General features: G+C 75.9%; 14 protein-coding genes. 10 read left to right on the plus strand and 4 right to left on the minus strand.

Annotated features, from left to right (window positions below; genetic code table 11):
* Positions 1 to 226: 226 nt before the first annotated feature.
* From ACZ6AQ_RS26890 to ACZ6AQ_RS26900, 3 genes are all read left to right on the plus strand, one after another.
* Positions 227 to 940 carry a (2Fe-2S)-binding protein gene (locus tag ACZ6AQ_RS26890; RefSeq protein ID WP_468763130.1) on the plus strand — a complete coding sequence of 238 codons (714 nt, stop codon included), beginning with the start codon at positions 227 to 229 and terminating at the stop codon, positions 938 to 940.
* 60 nt (positions 941 to 1,000) lie between these two features.
* Positions 1,001 to 2,476 (plus strand): SDR family NAD(P)-dependent oxidoreductase, encoded by a 1,476-nt coding sequence (locus tag ACZ6AQ_RS26895; RefSeq protein ID WP_388695757.1) that lies wholly within the window; start codon positions 1,001 to 1,003, stop codon positions 2,474 to 2,476.
* Positions 2,477 to 2,753: 277 nt separating this feature from the next.
* Positions 2,754 to 2,924: a hypothetical protein gene (locus ACZ6AQ_RS26900; RefSeq protein WP_388695760.1), complete on the plus strand. Its 171-nt coding sequence runs from the start codon at positions 2,754 to 2,756 to the stop codon at positions 2,922 to 2,924.
* A gap of 102 nt (positions 2,925 to 3,026) precedes the next feature.
* Here the strand turns inward: ACZ6AQ_RS26900 and ACZ6AQ_RS26905 are convergent, their stop codons facing one another.
* The gene (locus ACZ6AQ_RS26905) at positions 3,027 to 4,448 is read right to left on the minus strand and encodes a lipase maturation factor family protein (protein WP_468763132.1); all 1,422 of its coding nucleotides are present in this window, start codon (positions 4,446 to 4,448) and stop codon (positions 3,027 to 3,029) included.
* A 22-nt stretch (positions 4,449 to 4,470) separates the two neighbouring features.
* Positions 4,471 to 5,016 (minus strand): DUF1990 family protein, encoded by a 546-nt coding sequence (locus ACZ6AQ_RS26910; RefSeq protein WP_468763134.1) that lies wholly within the window; start codon positions 5,014 to 5,016, stop codon positions 4,471 to 4,473.
* Positions 5,017 to 5,485: 469 nt separating this feature from the next.
* On the opposite strand from ACZ6AQ_RS26910, the gene ACZ6AQ_RS26915 reads away from it, so the two are divergent.
* From ACZ6AQ_RS26915 to ACZ6AQ_RS26945, 7 genes are all read left to right on the plus strand, one after another.
* Positions 5,486 to 6,619, plus strand: a complete 1,134-nt coding sequence (locus ACZ6AQ_RS26915) for a DUF6777 domain-containing protein (protein WP_468763136.1) — start codon at positions 5,486 to 5,488, stop codon at positions 6,617 to 6,619.
* Between the two features lie 145 nt (positions 6,620 to 6,764).
* Positions 6,765 to 8,771, plus strand: a complete 2,007-nt coding sequence (locus ACZ6AQ_RS26920) for a SpoIIE family protein phosphatase (RefSeq protein WP_468763243.1) — start codon at positions 6,765 to 6,767, stop codon at positions 8,769 to 8,771.
* Positions 8,772 to 8,878: 107 nt separating this feature from the next.
* Positions 8,879 to 10,237, plus strand: coding sequence for a wax ester/triacylglycerol synthase family O-acyltransferase (locus ACZ6AQ_RS26925; RefSeq protein ID WP_468763138.1), 1,359 nt, complete (start codon positions 8,879 to 8,881; stop codon positions 10,235 to 10,237).
* Positions 10,238 to 10,344: 107 nt separating this feature from the next.
* Entirely contained in the window at positions 10,345 to 11,097 is a 753-nt protein-coding gene (locus tag ACZ6AQ_RS26930) for a LytR/AlgR family response regulator transcription factor (RefSeq protein WP_468763140.1), read from the plus strand.
* A gap of 103 nt (positions 11,098 to 11,200) precedes the next feature.
* Positions 11,201 to 11,587, plus strand: coding sequence for a hypothetical protein (locus ACZ6AQ_RS26935; protein WP_468763142.1), 387 nt, complete (start codon positions 11,201 to 11,203; stop codon positions 11,585 to 11,587).
* Between the two features lie 19 nt (positions 11,588 to 11,606).
* A complete protein-coding gene (locus ACZ6AQ_RS26940; protein ID WP_468763144.1) occupies positions 11,607 to 13,376 on the plus strand; it encodes a sodium/solute symporter in 1,770 nt (589 codons plus the stop codon).
* Positions 13,373 to 14,581 carry a histidine kinase gene (locus tag ACZ6AQ_RS26945; protein ID WP_468763146.1) on the plus strand — a complete coding sequence of 403 codons (1,209 nt, stop codon included), beginning with the start codon at positions 13,373 to 13,375 and terminating at the stop codon, positions 14,579 to 14,581. The genes ACZ6AQ_RS26940 and ACZ6AQ_RS26945 overlap by 4 nt, the downstream gene beginning before the upstream one ends.
* Positions 14,582 to 14,666: 85 nt before the next feature.
* On the opposite strand, the gene ACZ6AQ_RS26950 is transcribed toward ACZ6AQ_RS26945, so the two are convergent.
* Together ACZ6AQ_RS26950 and ACZ6AQ_RS26955 are read right to left on the minus strand one after the other, a co-directional pair.
* Complete coding sequence (locus ACZ6AQ_RS26950) at positions 14,667 to 15,158, minus strand: hypothetical protein (protein WP_468763148.1); 492 nt, start codon at positions 15,156 to 15,158, stop codon at positions 14,667 to 14,669.
* Between the two features lie 249 nt (positions 15,159 to 15,407).
* Positions 15,408 to 15,965 (minus strand): sigma-70 family RNA polymerase sigma factor, encoded by a 558-nt coding sequence (locus ACZ6AQ_RS26955; RefSeq protein ID WP_388695787.1) that lies wholly within the window; start codon positions 15,963 to 15,965, stop codon positions 15,408 to 15,410.
* Between the last annotated feature and the right edge of the window lie 96 nt (positions 15,966 to 16,061).

Consider the following 16,061-nt stretch of genomic DNA (forward strand, 5'->3'; position numbering starts at 1 on the left):
GCCCTCGCACGGGTCCCTTCGTGGCCCCCTCACGGGCGCCCCGCCACGACCGCCCGGCCCGGGCGCCGCCGGGAAGCCCGCCCGTCCGGGCCGGGGACGATGCGGAGGGGACCCCGGCGCGTCCGTCCGGGGCGCTACCGTGGGCGCCGGCCCGGTTCCGGGCCCGTTCCGGGCGGGGTCGGGGCCCCGGGGCGGAGGAGGGCACGACAGGACCGTGGGGGGCCGGATGGATCTCGTAGAAAGCGGGTCGGTGGGCGGGTTCTTCGTCCTGCGGACCGCACCGCCGGAGGGCGGCGGGGCGCACCGCCCGCTCGCCCGGCTGTACGCGGGGGAGGACGGCCCCCTCGCGGCGCGCGTGGACCGGGTCGCCGCCCGGCTCGGCGCTCCCGAACGGCGCGTCGGCGCCTCCGTCGCCCACCTGGGGCTCGCCGCCCGCCTCTGGTCCACCGCCCTCGGCCCCGCCGCCCTCTACGGCCGTTTCCCGGACCTCGACCCCGCGGCCCTGTCCTGGGACGGCGCGCTGACCTCGCCCGACGACCTGTGGTGGGCCGGTTCCGCGACCCGTCCGGCCACCGTGGCCGACCTCCGCGCGGCCGTGCAGGAGGCCCACCTCGTCCCGCTCCACGCGGCCCTGCGCCGCGACGGCCGGATATCGCCCCGGCTCCTCTGGGGCAACGCCGGCTCCGCCCTCGCCGGAGCCCTGCGCGAGCTGACCCGCTGGGCCCGCGCCCACGACCGGCCGGACGCCGCCGACCGGGCCGCCGCCCTGGTCGCCGGGCTCCTGGACCACCCCGACCTCGCCGGCACGGTCCGGGGCCCCCGGCTGCGCCGCGCCAGTTGCTGTCTCCACTACCGCTGCCCCGGCGGCGGGCTCTGCGGGGACTGTGTCTTCGACCACGCTCCCCGCACGGGTTTGGAGGGGCGGCCCCCCGCTCCGTAAAGTTGCCCTTTCCGAAGCCCGCCAGCGGCGACGTACGAGCGAACGAGGAACCCGAAGGCCATGACGGTGACCGAAGAAACCCAGGACTACGGGCCGGGCATCGACCCCGAGCGCCTGGCCGTCTGCCTCGGCGTCCTCGAAGAACTCGACAAGCTGGAGGTCGACCACCCGGACGCGATCCTCGTCCGCCGGGCCACCGCCGGGATCTACCGGACGGTGAAGCAGCGCCGCCGCCAGGAGCGCCGGGCCGCCAAGACCGCCAACGACAGGGCGGTCACCGAGGCCACGGCCACCGGCTCGGCCCAGCGCATCGACGACGAGACCGAGGGCCTCCTGCCCACGCCCGCCACCGAGGAGGGCAGGATCGCGGGGATACTCCAGCGCCCCCGCTCCTGCTACGTCTGCAAGACGCGGTTCGTCGAGGTCGACTACTTCTACCACCAGCTCTGCCAGAAGTGCGCCGCCGAGAACCGGGCCAAGCGGGACGCCCGCGCCGACCTCACCGGCAAGCGCGCGCTGCTCACCGGCGGCCGGGCCAAGATCGGCATGTACATCGCGCTGCGGCTGCTGCGCGACGGCGCCCACACCACCGTCACCACCCGCTTCCCCAAGGACGCCATCCGCCGCTTCAAGGCGATGGAGGACTCCGCGGACTGGATGCACCGCCTGGAGGTCGTCGGCATCGACCTGCGGGACCCGGCCCAGGTCGTGTCCCTCGCCGACCGGACGGCCGAGGCCGGGCCGCTGGACATCCTCATCAACAACGCGACGCAGACCGTGCGCCGCCTCCCCTCCGCGTACGCCGCCCTGGTCGAGGGCGAGAGCGCGCCGCTGCCCGCCGGTGAACTCCCCGCCCACCACGTCATCGGCGCCTTCAACTCGGGCGCGGTGGACGGCCTCGCCGCGCTGCCCGCCGGCACGAGCGGCCTGGAGGCGCAGAAGGTCGCGGACCTGGCCCTGGTCGCGGGCAACGCCAGCATCGCCCGGCACCTCGACGGCACCGCCATCGACGCGGGCGGCCTCCTGCCGGACGTCGTCGAGAGCAACACGTGGGTGCAGAGCATCGAGCAGATCTCCCCGGTGGAGCTGCTGGAGACGCAGCTGTGCAACTACACGGCGCCGTTCATCCTGATCAGCAAGCTGCGCCCGGTGATGGCCGAGGCCGCGCGCAAGGCGTCCAGCGGACGCGCCTACGTCGTGAACGTCTCCGCCATGGAGGGCGTCTTCAGCCGCGGCTACAAGGGCGCCGGACACCCGAACACCAACGCGGCGAAGGCCGCGATGAACATGGTGACGCGGACCAGCGGCCAGGAGATGTTCGAGACCGACGGCATCCTCATGACCTCGGTCGACACCGGCTGGATCACCGACGAGCGTCCGCACTTCGACAAGCTGCGCCTGGCCGAGGCCGGTTTCCACGCCCCCCTCGACCTGGTCGACGGCGCGGCCCGGGTCTATGACCCGGTCGTGCGCGGCGAGGCGGGCGAGGACCTGTACGGGGTGTTCCTCAAGGACTACGCCCCGGCCAACTGGTAACCCGTACCCCCCTTTCCGTCAAGGGCGCCCCACCGGTCGGGTGGGGCGCCCTTCCGGCGTGCTTCACCCGATCGCGTCACACAGGTGAGCCCGGCAGAGCGCGTGCGCGCTCATTTGGTTACTCTGATGTTCACGGTCGGCCACCGAGGAGACACACCTTCCTCACGGCCTTCCCGGGACCGGCCTGCCACCAAGGCCGCGGACCCGCCCGACGAACGGCGCCACCGCGACCGCACGGCACTTGTCCTCACAGGTACGCGACACGAAGGAGTGCGCGGTGACACCCGAACTGACCAAGCAGGAACCGCGACCGACCGAACCCACCGACCGGCCGCGCCGGAAGGGCGAGCTGGGGAGCCTGGAGGTCTGGGCCCGCTCGGCCCCGATCCGGCTCGCGGGCTACGAGGAAGACCTCGCGGAGCCCCACATCCTGCCCGGCATCGACTGAGCCGGCGACCCGACGCGCCTCCCGGTGCCCCCGGCCGGACCCCCGGCCGGGGGCACCGGCGTGCCCGGCGCGGGGCCGGGGCCTCCGGCGGGCCGCAGGGCCTCAGGACGCCGCCGGTCTTCGCAGCCGGGTCGGCGGCAGGTACTCCCGCAGGAGCGTCCGGTGCCACCAGGACCCGGTGGCGCGCAGCTCCCCCCAGGTCGTGTAGCGGTACCGGTACAGCCGGGCCCGCACGTGGACCGGCGGCGCGTCCGGGAACGGATTGTGGGCGAGCAGCCGCAGGGTGTCCCGGTCGCCGTCGAGCAGCCGCTCCACGAAGGGGCCGAACCACGCGCGCGCGTACCCCGGGGAGAGCGCCGCGAACCACATCAGCCAGTCGAGCCGCAGGTGGTACGGGGCGAACTGGCGCGGCAGCCGGCGCGGATCGCCCGGCTTGCCCTTGAAGCCGTACTCCCGCCAGACGCTGTCCGGGTGCGGCGCGGGGTCGTCGGTGCCCTCGATCACGATCTCGTCCCGGACCCGCCCGACCGTACCGAACGCGCCGTAGCTGTTGACCAGGTGGAACGGGTCGTAGGAGCGGTTCATCGCCTGGTTCCGGGAGAGCAGGTTGCGCACCGGGCGGTGGCTGCGGACCAGGACGAGGGCGGTCACCGCGACGACCAGGACCACGTACCAGAGCGGCGGGTCGGGCCGCGGGTGGTCGCCGGTGAGGGGGGAGGCGTCCACGGCGGAGAGGGCGAGCACGACGGTGAGCCAGTTCAGCCAGGCGAAGTTCCCCGAGAGGACCAGCCACAGCTGGGTCACCACCATCAGCCCGGCCGCGACCGTGGCGACCGGTTGCGGGGCGAAGAGGAAGAACGGCACGACGAGCTGGACGACGTGGTTGGCGGCCGCCTCCGCCTTGTGCAGCGGCCGGGGGAGGTGGTGGAAGAACCAGCTCAGCGGGCCGGGCATCGGCTGGGTCTCGTGGTGGTGGCAGAGGCAGGTCAGGTCCCGCCAGCAGCGGTCGCCGCGGATCTTGATGAGCCCGGCGCCGAACTCGACCCGGAAGAGCAGCCAGCGCAGCAGGAACAGCACCAGGACGGGCGGGCCGGTGTCGTCGTTGCCGAGGAAGACGGCCAGGAACCCGGCCTCCAGGAGCAGCGACTCCCAGCCGAAGGCGTACCAGGTCTGGCCGACGTTCACGATCGACAGGTACAGCGCCCACAGCACCAGCCACAGGAGCATCGAGACCGGCAGCGGCACGGCGTCCGCCGCGCCCGCCGTCACCGCCAGGGCCAGCGCGGCCCCGGTCCGGGAGACGGCGGCGAACAGGCGGTCGGAGTAGCGCAGGCGGAAGAGGGAGGGGGTGTCGCGCGGCCGGGTCCGGCGCAGGTACTCCGGCACCGGGAGCAGGCCGTGCTCCCCGATCAGCGCCCGGAACTGGAGGGCGGCCGACAGGAACGCCACGCAGTACAGGGCGGCCAGACCACGCTGGAAGGCGATCCGGGCCGGCCAGAGATCGGGTGCCGTGAACCATTCCACCGTCCCCAGTATCGGCCAGGGGTCAGGTCCTGACGAGCCGCCGGAGGGTCCGGCCGAGGCGGCGGGCGTACGCGCGCTGGAGCGGGGGGACCAGGGGGCCGGCGAGCCGGGTGTACCAGACGGCGGGGCGGCTGAAGGCGGTGACGGTGAACCGGACGGTGCCGTCGGGTTCGAGCTCCACGACGAAGGACTCCTCACCGCGTTCGGGGTGCCCGGTGAGGGTGCCGTAGGCGAACCCGGTGCGGTTCTCCTCGTACGCCGTCCAGACCACCGAGCAGGGGGCGCTGATCCGGAGGGGGCCGACGCCCAGCGAGACCTCCACGCGGACGCCGGGCTCCGCGCGGTCGGCGTCCGCGACGACGACCGCGCCGGAGCGGCGGTGCGCCCGCCAGGTGGTGACGGCGGCGCCCGCCGTCTCGAAGGCGGCCCGGCCGTGGCCGACGACCGTGCTGCACCGCAGGTGGTGGTAGGCGTCGGGAAGGGCCTCCGGGGTGCGGGTGGCGCCGGTCTCGCGGTAGGTGAGGTCCGGGCGGGCGGGCCGGGAGAGGTCCTTCAGGAGGCGGGTCATGCCGGGGACTCCGTTCGCGAGGGGGACGCGGGGGCGGGGGCGGGGGCGAAGGGGACGAGGGGGACGGGTGCGGGGACGGGCGGGCCGAACCGGTGCCGTCAGTGTGCCGCCGTCACCGGGCCTCCGGGGCGCGGACGGCGAAATCCGGGGCGCCACCGGGCGTCACCGGGGCGCGGGCCGCGGCCGTCCGGACCGGGAGGGCCCGGGACCGCCGGGGCCGCCCGGACCGCGCCGGCCGTCGCGGTCGCTCTCCACGGGACCCGGCGGCACGGACCCCGCGCTCTGCTTGAACGTGTTCAAGCCACAGGATGAGCGGAGGACTTCCCCTGAACGTGTTCAAGTGCCGGTGCCCGGCGAATGCCCCGGTCGGCCCTCCTCCGCTTGCGGGCGCCCGCACCGTACGACAGACATGAAGAACTGGCCGGAACCGGGCCCCGGGCCCGCAGGAGAGAACGTCGGGAGAATCCAGGTGCCTCCACCCCTCCGCCGGACGCGGCGAACCGTCACCGCTCCCCGCGAGGGGGCCCGCCTCGCCGCCGCGGCACTCGCCTCGGCCCTGCTGCTCACCGGCTGCTCCTCCGGGGAGACCGGCGCCGGGGGAGCGGCACGGGCCGCCGCGGCCCCCGCCCAGGACGTCCTGCTCCAGGCGTCCGCCACCCCGGGGCCCGACCCCTTCACCGCCTCCACCGTCCGGAACACCGTCCGGCCGTCGGCCCCCGCCGGGGACCGGGACGCGGGCGGCACCGGAGGGACCCGCGAGGTCACCGGCTCCACCCCCGGCCTCTACGGCGGCACCCGCGCGATCGGGAGCTGCGACGTCGAACGGCAGATCGCCCTCCTCGCCGGGGACGGGAAGAAGACGAAGGCGTTCGCCGGGGCCGTCGGCGTCCCCGGGGCCGGTGTCGCCGACTGGCTGCGCGGCCTGACCCCCGTCGCCCTGCGCGAGGACGTCCGCGTCACCGGCCACGGCTACCGCGACGGCCGGGCCCACGCCTTCCAGTCGGTCCTGCAGAGCGGTACGGCGGTCCTCGTCGACCGGTACGGCGCCCCGCGCGTCCGCTGCGCCTGCGGCAACCCGCTCGGCACCCCGGCCGCGGACAGGGGCGGCGTCCACCGGGGCGACCCCTGGGACGGCTTCGACCCCGACCGCGTGATCACCGTCCGTCCGGCCCCCGCCCCCGTCCCCGGCCTGGTCATCGTGAACGCCACCGACCGCACCTGGATCGAACGGCGGACGGGCAGCGACGGCGCGGAGGACCGCAGGCCCGACGTGGAACCGGCCTGCGACCCGGACACGTGCGTCCGGACCGGACCGGCCACCCCCGACCCCAGCGCCCCCGGCCGCACCCCGCCGGACTCCGCCCCCACGCCCCCGGACCCGTCGGACCCCGGCACCCCGACGGAGTCCGCCCCGGACCCCGACCCGTCCGTGCCCGGGGACGCCTCTCCGGCCCCCGACCCGGACGCGTACCCCGAACCCCCCGCCGAGCCCTTCCCCGACCCGTTCGCCGACCCCTCCGCCCCGCCGGACGGAGAGCTGCCGCCCGGGGAGGTCCTCCCGCCCGGACCGGTGCCGGACCAGCCCGAGACCTTCGAGGGATGAAGCGGATCTCCATGGTGCGTACGAACGGGACCGCGCCCGGCGTGGCCCCATGAGCGCGGACGACCGGGGCCGGACGGCGGGAGGCCCCGGCCACCGCCCGCCGGAAGGGGCCGCGATCCTCTCCGCGTACGGCTCCGCCTTCCGGATGGGCGGCTTCGACTGGGACCTGGCCGCCGGGACGATGGTCATGGACGACGCGGCCCTCGCCGTCTTCGACATGGACCGCGAGGAGTACGACGGGCGCCCCGAGTCCCTGGCCCCGCGGGTCCTGCCGGACGAGGGCGCCCGTCTCGACGCCCTGGTGACGCAGGCGCTCAAGGACGGCAGCGACCAGTACGGCGCGTACTTCCGCATCCGCCGCCGCGACGGCGGCCACCAGTGGACCCACACCCAGGGGATCGTCCTGCGCGACGACGCCGGCCGCCCCGTGCGCATCATCGGCGTCCTGCGCGACGCCACCCACGAACTCACCGAACCCGCCGCCCGGCTCGGCCTGGACGAGGGACGCCGCAAACGGGCCGACGTCGTGGAGGGCACCACCGCCGCCCTCGCCCACGCCCGGACCGTGCAGGACGTCATCGACCTCCTCAACGACTCCCAGGCCCTCGAACACTTCGGCGCGGCCAGTCTCGTCATGGGCCTCCTGGAGGCGGGCCGCATCCACCTGGTCGCCGAGGGCCCCGAAGGGGCCTTCGTGCCGGGCACCCGCTTCACCCGGGTGGACGAGCCGTACCCGATGAGCGAGGTGATCCGCACCCTGCGCCCCCGGTTCATCGACTCGGCCCGCGACTTCTCCGCGTCCTTCCCGGTGCTCTGGCCGCACATCAGCGGACTCGGCATCACCGCCGCCGCCTACCTGCCGCTCATCGCCCAGGCCCGGCCGATCGGCGCGCTCGGACTCCTCTACAGCGACAGGGCCGGTTTCAGCGAGGACGAACGGACCCTGCTCGTCGCCCTCGGCAGCGGCATCGCCCAGAGCCTCCAGCGGGCCATGCTGTACGAACAGGAGCACGACCTCGCCGAAGGGCTCCAGCAGGCCATGCTGCCGCGCCGGATCCCCGAGGTGCCCGGCGCCCGGACGGCCGTCCGCTACCGCTCCGCCCGGCTCGGCCGGGACATCGGCGGCGACTGGTACGACGTCATCGCGCTGCCCGGCGGGCGGGTCGGCGCCGTCATCGGCGACGTCCAGGGCCACGACACCCACGCGGCGGCCGTCATGGGCCAGCTGCGGATCGTGCTGCGCGCCTACGCCGCCGAGGGCCACCCCCCGGCCACGGTGATGGCGCGGGCCTCCGTCTTCCTGCACGAACTCGACACCGAACGCTTCGCCACCTGCACGTACGCGGAGGTCGACCTCGGCACCGGCGTCGTCCAGCTCGTCCGCGCCGGCCATGTCGATCCCCTGCTCAGGGAGGCCGACGGCAGGTGCCGCAGGCTGCCGGTGGAGGGCGGACTGCCACTCGGGCTCTCGGCCGAGTTCGGCCGCCTCGACTACCCGGTGACCGCCCTGGAACTGGACCCCGGACAGACCCTGATGCTCTACACCGACGGACTCGTGGAGAAACCGGGCGCCGACCTCGACGAGGGCCTCCAGTGGCTCTCCTCCCTCGTCCGGCGCGGCCCCGCCGACCTCCAGGAACTGGCCGACCACCTGTGCGACGTGGTCGCGGAACGCGGCGGCGAGGACGACGTCGCGATCCTGCTGCTGCGCCGGCACGCCACGCAGGCCCCCGGCGCCGGACGGTTCCAGCAGCACGTGGCCCAGAGCGATCCGGAGGCGCTCAGCTCGGCCCGGCACATGATCAGGGCCGCCGTCCGGGCCTGGGGGGCGGGGGAGCGCGCGGACGAGATCGAGCTGGCCGCCGACGAGCTGATGACCAACGCGCTCATGCACACCGACGGAGGGACGATCGTGACCCTGCGGGTCCTCCCCGGGCCCGTACGGCGGCTGCGGGTGGAGGTCGAGGACCGGTCCAGCGCCCTGCCCCGGCGGCGCGACGCCGGCGAGGCGGGCGTGTCCGGGCGGGGACTGCTCCTGGTCGACCAGCTCTCCGACGCGTGGGGCGTGGAACCGCGGGGCGGCGGCAAGTGCGTGTGGTGCGAATTCGTCGTGGAGGACCCCGGCGCCGGGAGCACCGGCGCGGAGCGCTGAGACCGCTCACGCAGCGTCGACCGACCATGCTTGACCGTGACCGACGGTAGCGGTTGACTGCGATCTCCCGCCCCTCCGCGCACGCAGGACGTGAGGACACCCGACCCGTGACCACCGAGCTACTGGCCCCGCTGGACCTGGCCTTCTGGCACCTGGAATCCGCCGCCCACCCCCTGCACCTCGGCGCCCTCGCCCACTTCGGCCCCGCACCCGCCGCCCCCGGCGACGGACCGGCCGACGTCCTGGGGCTGCTCGCCCGCCGCGCCGCCGCCGTCCCCCGGCTCCGGATGCGCGTCCGCGACGTCCTGCTCCCCGTCGGCGGCGCGGCCTGGAGCCCCGACCCGGACTTCGACGTGCGCCGCCACGTCCGCGAGGTCGCCCTCCCCGGCGCCGACTTCCCCGCCGAGGCCAACCGGCTCGCCGCCGAACTCATGGAACGCCCCGTCGAACGGGGGCTGCCGCCCTGGGAGATGTACCTGCTCCGCGGGGCGCCCGACGGCTCCTTCGCCGTCCTGGTCAAGCTCCACCACGCCCTCGCCGACGGCATGCGGGCCGTCGCCATCGGCGCCGGCGTCCTCGACGGGATCGCCGCCTCCCCGCACCCCGCGCGCCACCCCCGGCCCGTACCCCCGCGCTCCTGGCTCCCCGGCCCCGGCCACCTCCTCGGCATCGCCCGGGACCGCCTCGGCGACCTCGGCCGGGCCGTCGGGGTCGGTGCCTCCGTCGTCCGCGCCAGCCGCCTCGACGGGCGCCCCACCGCCGCCCTCGCCGCCCACCCCAGCGGGACCCGCCGGATCGCGACCGCGACCCTGTCCCTGGACCGCGTCCACCGGGTCCGCCGCACCACCGGCGGCACCGCGAACGACGTCCTCCTCGCCGTCGTCGCCGGGGCCCTGCGCCGCTGGTTCGAGGAGCGCGGCCTGCCGCTGCCCGGGGCCGACCCCCGGGCCCTCGTCCCCGTCTCCCGCCGCCGCCCCGGTGTCCCGTCCGGCCCGGGCAACAGCCTCTCCGGCTACCTCCTCGACCTGCCCGTCACCGAACCCGACCCGGCCGCCCGGCTCGCCGCCGTCCGGCGCGCCATGGAACGCAACAAGGCGGCGGGCCCCTCCCGGGGCGCCGGAGCCGTCGCCCTCCTCGCCGACCGGCTCCCCCCGCTCGCCCACCGCTTCGGCGCCCCCCTCGCCTCCGGCGCGGCCCGCCTCCTCTTCGACCTCCTGGTCACCCAGGTGCCCCTGCCCCGCTCCGCGCTCTCCCTCGGCGGCGCCCCGCTGCGCGCGCTCTTCCCCATGGCCCCGCTGGCCCGGGGCCAGTCCCTCGCCGTCGCCATGTGCCCGTACGGCGGGCAGGTCCACATCGGCCTCGTCGCCGACGGCGAGGCCGTCCCCGACCCCGACGTCCTCGCCGCCGCCCTCACCGCCGAACTCGCCCTCCTCGACCCGGGGGAGGGCGGCACCCCCGGGGGGTGACGGCCCGCCGGAGCCCCTTCGGCACGCGGCTCCCGGCCCGCCGCAGCCCTCCGCCGCACGGTTCCCGACCGCCGGAGCCTTCCGCGACACGTTCTAGACTCCGCCGCATGCTGCGCGTACTGGCCGTGGACGACGAGGAACCCGCCCTCGGGGAACTGCTCTACCTGCTGCGCGCCGACCCGCGCGTCCGCACCGCCGAGGGCGCCGGTGACGCGACGGCGGCGCTGCGCAGGATCGGCCGCGCCCTGGAGGCGGGGCCCGACGGCGAGGACGCCGTCGACGTCGTCTTCCTCGACATCCACATGCCCGGCCTCACCGGACTCGACGTGGCCCGGCTGCTCGCCGGGTTCGCCCGCCCCCCGCTCGTCGTCTTCGTCACCGCCCACGAGGGCTTCGCCCTCCAGGCGTTCGACCTGAAGGCCGTCGACTACGTCCTCAAGCCGGTGCGCCGCGAACGCCTCGCCGAAGCCGTCCGCCGCGTCCACGAGCTGGTCCACACCACCACCGCCGCACCCGCCCCGGCGGCCCCCGAGCAGATCCCCGTCGAACTCGGCGGCGTCACCCGCTTCGTCCCCGTCGACGACATCGCCTACGTCGAGGCCCACGGCGACTACGCCCGCCTCCACACCGACCGGGGCAGCCACCTCGTCCGCATCCCCCTCTCCACCCTCGAGGAACGCTGGGCGGACCGGGGCTTCGTCCGCATCCACCGCAGCCACCTCGTGGCCCTCGCCCGGATCGACGAACTCCGGCTCGACGGCGGCGCCACCTCGGTGCGCGTCGGCGAGACCGACCTCGCCGTCAGCCGCCGGCACGCCCGCCAGCTGCGGGACCTCCTGATGCGCCGGGCCGGCGGCTGACCCCGTACGCCTACCGCCCCGCGACCCCGCTGCGTAGACTCCACGCGTCCCGGGCCGCACCGCCCGCACCACCCGAAGCCGAGAGATGCCGGAGCGGACGCCGATGTCCGAGCACCACCCGCCGCGCGGACCCCGGCGCGAGACCGTCACCTACGCCTCCGCCCACGGTGCCGCGGGAGTCCCGGCCCCCGCCGGACGGCGCCCCGCCCACCCCCCGGCCCGCTCCGAGATCGACGAGCAGACCACCCTCGGGCACACCTACGTCCGCTCCCTGATGCGCAGTCAGCTCCGCGCCGCCCTCACCGCCCTCGGCGCGCTCGCCCTGCTCGTCGGCACCCTCCCGCTCGTCCTCGCGCTGCCCGCCCCCGAGGCCCTGGTCTGGCTCGCCCTCGGCGTCGGCGTCTACCCCGTCGTCTGGGGCATCGCCCTCTGGTACGTCCGCCGCGCCGAGCGCAACGAGCGCGACTTCACCGGCCTCGTCGAACGCTGAGAACGATGGGCCGCCCCGCATGAACCGGACCCACGCGGTCGTCGCCGTCACCGCCGTCGTCCTCGCCACCGTCCTCATCGGCGCCCTGGGCCTGCGGATCTCCCGCACCACCTCCGACTTCTACGTCGCCTCGCGAACCGTCCGGCCGGGCCTCAACGCCGCCGCCATCAGCGGCGAGTACCTCTCCGCCGCCTCCTTCCTCGGCATCGCCGGACTCGTCCTGGTCCAGGGCCCCGCCATGCTCTGGTACCCGGTCGGCTACACCGCCGGACACCTCGTCCTGCTGGTCCTCGTCGCCGCCCCGCTGCGCCGCTCCGGCGCGTACACCCTCTCCGACTTCGCCGAGGCCCGCCTCGAGTCCCGGCGGGTCCGGCGGCTCGCCAGCCTCCTCGTCGTCGGCATCGGCTGGCTGTACCTGCTGCCGCAGCTCCAGGGCGCCGGGCTCACCCTGGAGATCCTCACCGGCGCCCCCGGCTGGGTCGGCGGCCTGCTCGTCGCCGTCGTCGTCACCGGCACCGTCGCGGCGGGCGGCATGCGCAGCATCACCTTCGTCCAGGCGTTCCAGTACTGGCTGAAGCTCACCGCCCTGCTCGTCCCCGCGCTCTTCCTGCTCGCCGCCTGGTACGGGGACGGGGCGCCCCGCGCCCGCTTCGACGCCCCCGCCGTGCTGCGCGGCCACACCGCCGTCCGGGTCGCCGACACGGTGCGGATCGGGATCGACGCCCCGCTGACCGTCACCGTCACCGGCACCGTCGACTCCGTCCCGTACACCGGACGGCCCGTCACCCTCGCTCCCGGCACCCACCACGTCCTCGGCGGCACCACGCTGGCCTTCGCGCCGGACACGCCGCTGCCCGGCAGGGCGGCCGGGGGAGCGGACCCCCTCGGCTGGTCCCAGCCGCTGGCCGGCGGCCGCGACGGACACCAGCTGTACGCCACGTACGGCCTGATCCTGGCCACCTTCCTCGGCACCATGGGCCTGCCGCACGTGGCCGTCCGCTTCTACACCAGCCCGCACGGCCGCGCCGCCCGCCGCACCACCCTCGTCGTCCTCGGTCTCGTCGGCGCCTTCTACCTGCTGCCGCCGCTCTACGGCGCCCTCGGCCGGATCTACGCCCCCGAACTCGCCCTCACCGGCTCCGCCGACGCGGCCGTCCTCGTCCTGCCCGACCGGATCCTCGGCGGGCTCCCCGGCGACCTGCTCGGCGCGCTCCTCGCGGGCGGGGCCTTCGCCGCCTTCCTCTCCACCGCCTCCGGGCTCACCATGTCCGTCGCCGGGGTCCTCACCCAGGACGTGCTGCCCTCCCGGGGCGTCCGGCACTTCCGCCTGGCGACCCTGCTCGCCACCGCCGTCCCGCTCGGCGCCGGAGTGGTCGCCTCCAAGGTGCCGGTCGCGGACGCCGTCGGGCTCGCCTTCGCGGTCTCCGCCTCCTCCTTCTGCCCGCTGCTCGTCCTCGGCATCTGGTGGCGGAGGCTCACCCCGCCCGGCGCGACGGCCGGGCTCCTGCTCGGCGGCGGTTCCGCCCTCGCGGCCGTCATGGCCACCAGGGCCGGGCTCGCCCCCGGGGGCTGGCCGCACACCCTGATGGCCTGGCCCGCGGTCTGGTCGGTCCCGCTCGGCTTCCTCACCATGGTCCTCGTCTCCCTCGCCACTCCCCGCCGGGTCCCGCCCGGCACCCCGGCGCTCCTCGCCCGGCTCCACCTCCCGGAGGAGATCACCGGGGCCGCCCCCACCCGGGAGGACCGTCCGGAAGCCCGTCCCGGAAGCCGGCCGGGAGCCCACCGGTGAGCGGACTCGCCCTCGCCGCGGCGGCCGCCGCCGGAGCCGTCCTGCTCGCCGCGGGCTTCGTCCTGGGCCGGTTCGCCGCCCGGCGCGGGGACCGCGCCACCGACCCCGACCTCGGCACCCCCGTCGAGCGGGCCACCTTCCACACCCTGCACACCGCCTCGCTCGCCGCCCCGCCGCTGCGCGCCGGACTCACCGGGGAGACGGCCCGCAAGGCCGCCCGCACCCTCCGCTCCCTGCTGGGCACCGAAGCGCTCTGCCTCACCGACCGGGGCACGGTCCTCGCCTGGGACGGACCGGGCGAGGAGCACCACCGCGCGCACGTCCCGGCACAGGCCGCCGAGACCCTGGAGACCGGCCGCAGCCGCTCCGCCGACTCCGGATGCGCCGACCCCGCGTGCCCGCTGCGCTGGGCGGTGATCGCCCCGCTCACCGGCGAGGACGGGGTCCTCGGCGCGCTCGTCGCCTATGGTTCGCGGGAGTCGGCCGTCCTGGTGCGGGCCGCCACCGAGGTCGCCCGCTGGGTCTCCGTCCAGCTGGAGCTGGCCGAACTCGACCGGTCCCGCACCCGGATGGTGGAGGCCGAGATCAAGGCCCTGCGCGCCCAGATCTCCCCGCACTTCATCTTCAACTCCCTCGCCGCCATCGCCTCGTTCGTCCGCACCGACCCCGAGCGGGCCAGGGAACTCCTGCTGGAGTTCGCCGACTTCACCCGCTACTCCTTCCGCAGGCACGGCGAGTTCGCCCAGCTCGCCGACGAACTGCGTTCCATCGAGCAGTACCTGGCGCTCGCCGGGGCGCGCTTCGGGGACCGGCTGGAGGTGACCCTCCAGATCGCCCCCGAGGTCCTGCCGGTGACCCTGCCGTTCCTCTGCCTCCAGCCGCTGGTGGAGAACGCGGTCAAGCACGGCCTCCAGGACCGGGAGAAGGGCTGCCGGGTCACCATCGCCGCCCGGGACGCGGGCGCCGAGGCCGTGGTGACCGTCGAGGACGACGGCATCGGCATGGACCCGGAGCTGCTGCGCGCCGTCCTGCGCGGAGAGCATCCGGTGGACTCCGGCATCGGCCTCTCCAACGTGGACGAGCGGCTGCGCCAGGTGTACGGGCCGGAGTACGGGCTCGTCATCGAGACGGGTGTGGGAGCGGGCATGAAGGTGACGGTGCGCATCCCCAAGTACCGGCCGGGGGTGCACCGTTCGGCTCCGTGAGCACACCGCGGAGCCCGGTGGGCGCCTTGGGGCGGTCCGGCGCGCCCGGTCGGCGCGGGCGCGCCGGAGGGCCGCGCGGGCCCGGTCAGCGCAGGTACAGCGAGAGGTGGGCGAGCGGCAGGCCCAGCTTCCAGGCGGGCAGCCAGACCTGTTCGTCCTCGTCGGGCGCGCACCCGGGACCGGCGTCCGTCCCGCCGTCGAGGTCGGCGGCCCGGATCCAGGTCTCCCGCAGCCGGCGCCAGGCGGTGTGCGCGAGCGCCAGGTCGGGTCCGTCGCCGCCGGCCGCCCGCCGCGCGGCGAGCCGTTCCTCGACCCAAGGCGGCCAGGGGCGGTCGTACGCCGTGTGGCGCAGCCACTCGTCGGTCCGGCCGCCGGGGGGCCGGTCCGGGTCCTCCGTCAGGTGGACGGTGAGGGCCAGGGCCCGGAGACCGGCCCGGTACTCCAGCGAACCGGGCGCCACGAGCGCGGCGGCCCGCAGCACCTCGTCGGCCACGTACTCGGCGCACAGCCAGGCCATGGGGACGGCCAGGCCGCCCCCGCTCGTGCCACCGGCGCCGTTCGTGCTCTCGGACAGCAACGCTCCCACCTTCTCCCGGGCGTGACCGGACACGGGGAACCCGGACACGGGGCGTCCGGGCACGCGGGGCCCGGACGCGCGGGGCCCCGGGAAGAGCCTCCTCCGTGAGGGGCGCCCGCGGGTCCCGCTCTGCTCAACTCGTCCCGGCGGTTTCGGACACGTCCTCCGGCCGGATCGATGCGCCCGGGACCGCCGGTGCCACGGGTGTCACGTGGGACGGGGGCGGCGACGGCGGGCGGTGTTCCGGTCTCACCGCGCGGCCCCGGCGCGGGACCCCGCGGTGCCCGCGCGGCGCGGCCGGTAGCCGGGCAGCGACCGGCCGAGCTGCCGCAGGGCGTAGTGGGACCGGGACTTGACGGTTCCGGCGGGGATGCCGAGTTCGACGGCGGCCTCGTTGACGGTGAGGCCGTGGAAGTAGAGCCGGACGAGTACCGCGCGGTGCTCGGGGCTCAGCTCCCGGACCGCCGCCCGCACGTCGAGCGCGGCCTCGGCGGAGGCGGTGGCGTCGGAGGGGTCGGGCGTCACGGCGAGGGCGCCGTCGCCGATCTCGGCGGGCCGGGCGAGGCGTGAGCGGCGGGCGTCGATGGCGAGGCGGCGGGCCACGGTGAAGAGCCAGGGACGCATGGAGTCGTAGGGGGTGCCGAACGCCTCGGGGTGCAGCCAGGCCCGTACGAGGGTCTCCTGGGCGAGGTCCTCGGCCCGCTGCCGGTCCCCGTGGGTGAGACCGAGCAGGAAGGAGAGCAGCGCGGGGCCGTGGTCCCGCTGCAGCTCCTCCAGGGTCCGTTCGTCGGTCGTCGCCGTCGTCATGCTGCCCACCTCTCCCGCGGCTCGTCGTCCTGGCGCGTACGAGCGCATACGAACGCATCCGGGCGACGAGGGACAGGGAACGGACAGGGGTCTGCG

The sequence above is a fragment of the Streptomyces sp. NPDC041191 genome (genome assembly GCF_055591945.1).

Excerpts from the sequence above, each read along its gene's own strand:
- ACZ6AQ_RS26890 (WP_468763130.1), top strand. The coding sequence starts at position 227 with ATGGATCTCGTAGAAAGCGGGTCGGTGGGCGGGTTCTTCGTCCTGCGG.
- ACZ6AQ_RS26895 (WP_388695757.1), top strand. The coding sequence starts at position 1,001 with ATGACGGTGACCGAAGAAACCCAGGACTACGGGCCGGGCATCGACCCC.
- ACZ6AQ_RS26910 (WP_468763134.1), bottom strand. The coding sequence starts at position 5,016 with ATGACCCGCCTCCTGAAGGACCTCTCCCGGCCCGCCCGCCCGGACCTC.
- ACZ6AQ_RS26920 (WP_468763243.1), top strand. The coding sequence starts at position 6,765 with ATGGGCGGCTTCGACTGGGACCTGGCCGCCGGGACGATGGTCATGGAC.
- ACZ6AQ_RS26930 (WP_468763140.1), top strand. The coding sequence starts at position 10,345 with ATGCTGCGCGTACTGGCCGTGGACGACGAGGAACCCGCCCTCGGGGAA.
- ACZ6AQ_RS26935 (WP_468763142.1), top strand. The coding sequence starts at position 11,201 with ATGTCCGAGCACCACCCGCCGCGCGGACCCCGGCGCGAGACCGTCACC.
- ACZ6AQ_RS26940 (WP_468763144.1), top strand. The coding sequence starts at position 11,607 with ATGAACCGGACCCACGCGGTCGTCGCCGTCACCGCCGTCGTCCTCGCC.
- ACZ6AQ_RS26955 (WP_388695787.1), bottom strand. The coding sequence starts at position 15,965 with ATGACGACGGCGACGACCGACGAACGGACCCTGGAGGAGCTGCAGCGG.